The 2,105-nt window shown below is 59.5% G+C and carries 2 protein-coding genes and 1 pseudogene; 1 reads left to right on the top strand and 2 read right to left on the bottom strand.

Annotation, left to right across the window (positions count from 1 at the left end; all coding sequences use genetic code 11):
* Nucleotides 1–325 precede the first annotated feature (325 nt).
* The gene (locus ACFSUD_RS19530; protein WP_386376174.1) at nucleotides 326–1,345 is read right to left on the bottom strand and encodes an IS110 family transposase; all 1,020 of its coding nucleotides are present in this window, start codon (nucleotides 1,343–1,345) and stop codon (nucleotides 326–328) included.
* An 89-nt stretch (nucleotides 1,346–1,434) separates the two neighbouring features.
* Here ACFSUD_RS19530 and ACFSUD_RS19525 point away from each other — a divergent pair, with 89 nt between their 5' ends.
* Nucleotides 1,435–1,584 (top strand): hypothetical protein, encoded by a 150-nt coding sequence (locus tag ACFSUD_RS19525; protein ID WP_386376173.1) that lies wholly within the window; start codon nucleotides 1,435–1,437, stop codon nucleotides 1,582–1,584.
* Nucleotides 1,585–1,616: 32 nt separating this feature from the next.
* Here the strand turns inward: ACFSUD_RS19525 and ACFSUD_RS19520 are convergent.
* Nucleotides 1,617–1,796: pseudogene (locus ACFSUD_RS19520) on the bottom strand (transposase); the annotation flags it as partial.
* Between the last annotated feature and the right edge of the window lie 309 nt (nucleotides 1,797–2,105).

The following is a 2,105-nucleotide window of genomic DNA, read 5'->3' as shown; positions in this document are numbered from 1 at the left end:
CCAGGGCCGCCGATGCCATGCGCGAGCTCGGCGCTTGGTTTCTCTTCTTGCCGCCCTACAGCCCCGATCTCAATCCCTGTATGGTTGGCTCCTGCGTGGCAAGGGCTTTGTGAACTTTCGACGACTGGTCGGCTGCGGCAATGTATTCGGCGTCTGTCTGCAACAGATATGCTGCGCGCCATGATGAACTTCCGCCGGACGTGCGGGTCCCACTCAATCGAACGCGCTTCGAAGTCGCTTCGGATTCATCGGGGTGTCCCGTTCTGTCCTCTCCGTCAGTTCGCCATCACCTCACGTTGCACCTTACCATTCCTTCAGACCACTTTCAGGCAGGCATCGCTCCAACCAGTGGTCTGTAGCTCGTTCCATCGCGCAGAAGTGCATAGATTGTCCGCGCCATTCGGTTTGCCAATGCGATCGCGACGACCCTGGTCTCCTTGGTCGCCAGCTTCCGCGCCAGCCAGTCTGTTCCCGGGTGGCGGCTCCTGCGCCGAACCATGATTTGGGCCATGGCGCCCAAGTATAGAAGACGTCGAATATAACGGTTGCCCATCTTCGAGATACCGCCACTCCTCGGCTTGCCGCCGGTTGAGTGCTGCTTTGGCGTGAGGCCAAGCCAGGCGGCGTAGTCCCGGGCGGAGGAGAAGTTGCCGACATCCGGCGTCGTCGCGGCGATGGCCGTCGCGGTCAGGACACCGACGCCCGGGATCGATACCAGTCGTCGGCTCACGTCGTTCTCCCGGTGAACCTCCTCGATCTCGTCGGTCAGCCGGTCGATCCGCGCCTGCGTCTCGGCAAGTTGATCGAACAGCGCCCGGAGCGGCAGGCGAGCCACCTCCGGCAAGGTGTCCAGCTTATCTGCCAGGTCCGCGACGCGCTTCGACCCCTTCGCCGTCACGATCCCGAACTCGGTCATGTGGGCCCGGATCGCATTGCCCGTCTGGGTAACCTGCCCGACGAGGAAGTCCCGCGCCCGGTGCAGAACGAGCGCTGCGGAATCCGCTTTGCTCTTCACGGGCACGAACCGCATTGATGGCCGCGTCACCGCCTCGCAGATCGCTTCGGCATCGGCCGCATCGGTCTCGCCGCGCTTGACGTAAGGCTTCACGTAGGACGGCGGCATCAACCGCACTTCGTGGCCCATCTCCTGCAACCGCCGTCCCCAGTGATGCGCCCCAAAGCAGGCCTCCATGCCAATCAGACATCTGGGGCGGCCTTCGCAAAACGAGAGAAACTGGTTCCGCCGGAGTTGACGCCTCACCACGACCTTGTCGTCGGCATCGACCCCATGAACCTGAATGACATTCTTGGCGAGATCGACGCCAACTGTGCTAACTTCGAACATGGATGGCTCCTCCTGTTGGGACAATGACATCTCATTATGGCGCATCGCGACGCCGGTTGGAGCAGGAGCCATCCACACCATCAATCGAAATGGCATTCGCCAAACTCAAGGCCCTCATCCGGCGAGCGGCTGCGCGGACCTACGACGATCTCTGGCGCGCCGTCGGTCACGTCTGTGAACTCTTTACTGACGAGGAATGCTACAACTTCTTCAAGGCTGCTGGATATGAAACCAATTGAACGCAACACGCTCTAAACGCGTCACGCTCTGGAGGACCGGTTCCCCCACGATACGGCAGGCTTACGTTCAGCGTTCTCTGGCGGTGGCACAGGATGTAGAAATCCGGCACTGCCCAGTCCAACCCGACCAACCTCAGTAAGCTCTCGACAAAGCCCGTAGTCTGCCGGAGCGGTAAGCCAAAAAGAACTTTCAGAGTGAGGCAGGCCTGGATTCATGCCGTGAATTCTAAGAGCAATTTGTGCAACAAAACCGTCGCGCACGCTCAATTTCCGGAAGGGAACAATTTCCAACTCTAATCCCATCAGCCCTTATAATCAACCTAATCGAAATGTCCAACTGGCATGGGCTTGCAAAACCTTCCAATCCCACTGGCGATCTCCTATCAAGTCCCAAGCGATCCAAATAGTTTCAAGGCCTGTCATCGGATGAATTTTGTCACTCCTACCGCCCTTCCCGGCGTGCTGATCCTGACCCCTGCCCGCCATGGCGATTCCCGTGGCTTTTTCAGCGAGAGCTGGAG

It is taken from the genome of Sulfitobacter aestuarii, from assembly GCF_042685005.1.
GTDB classification, from domain to species: domain Bacteria; phylum Pseudomonadota; class Alphaproteobacteria; order Rhodobacterales; family Rhodobacteraceae; genus Sulfitobacter; species Sulfitobacter aestuarii.
This window is presented reverse-complemented; position numbering and strand designations above follow the sequence as displayed.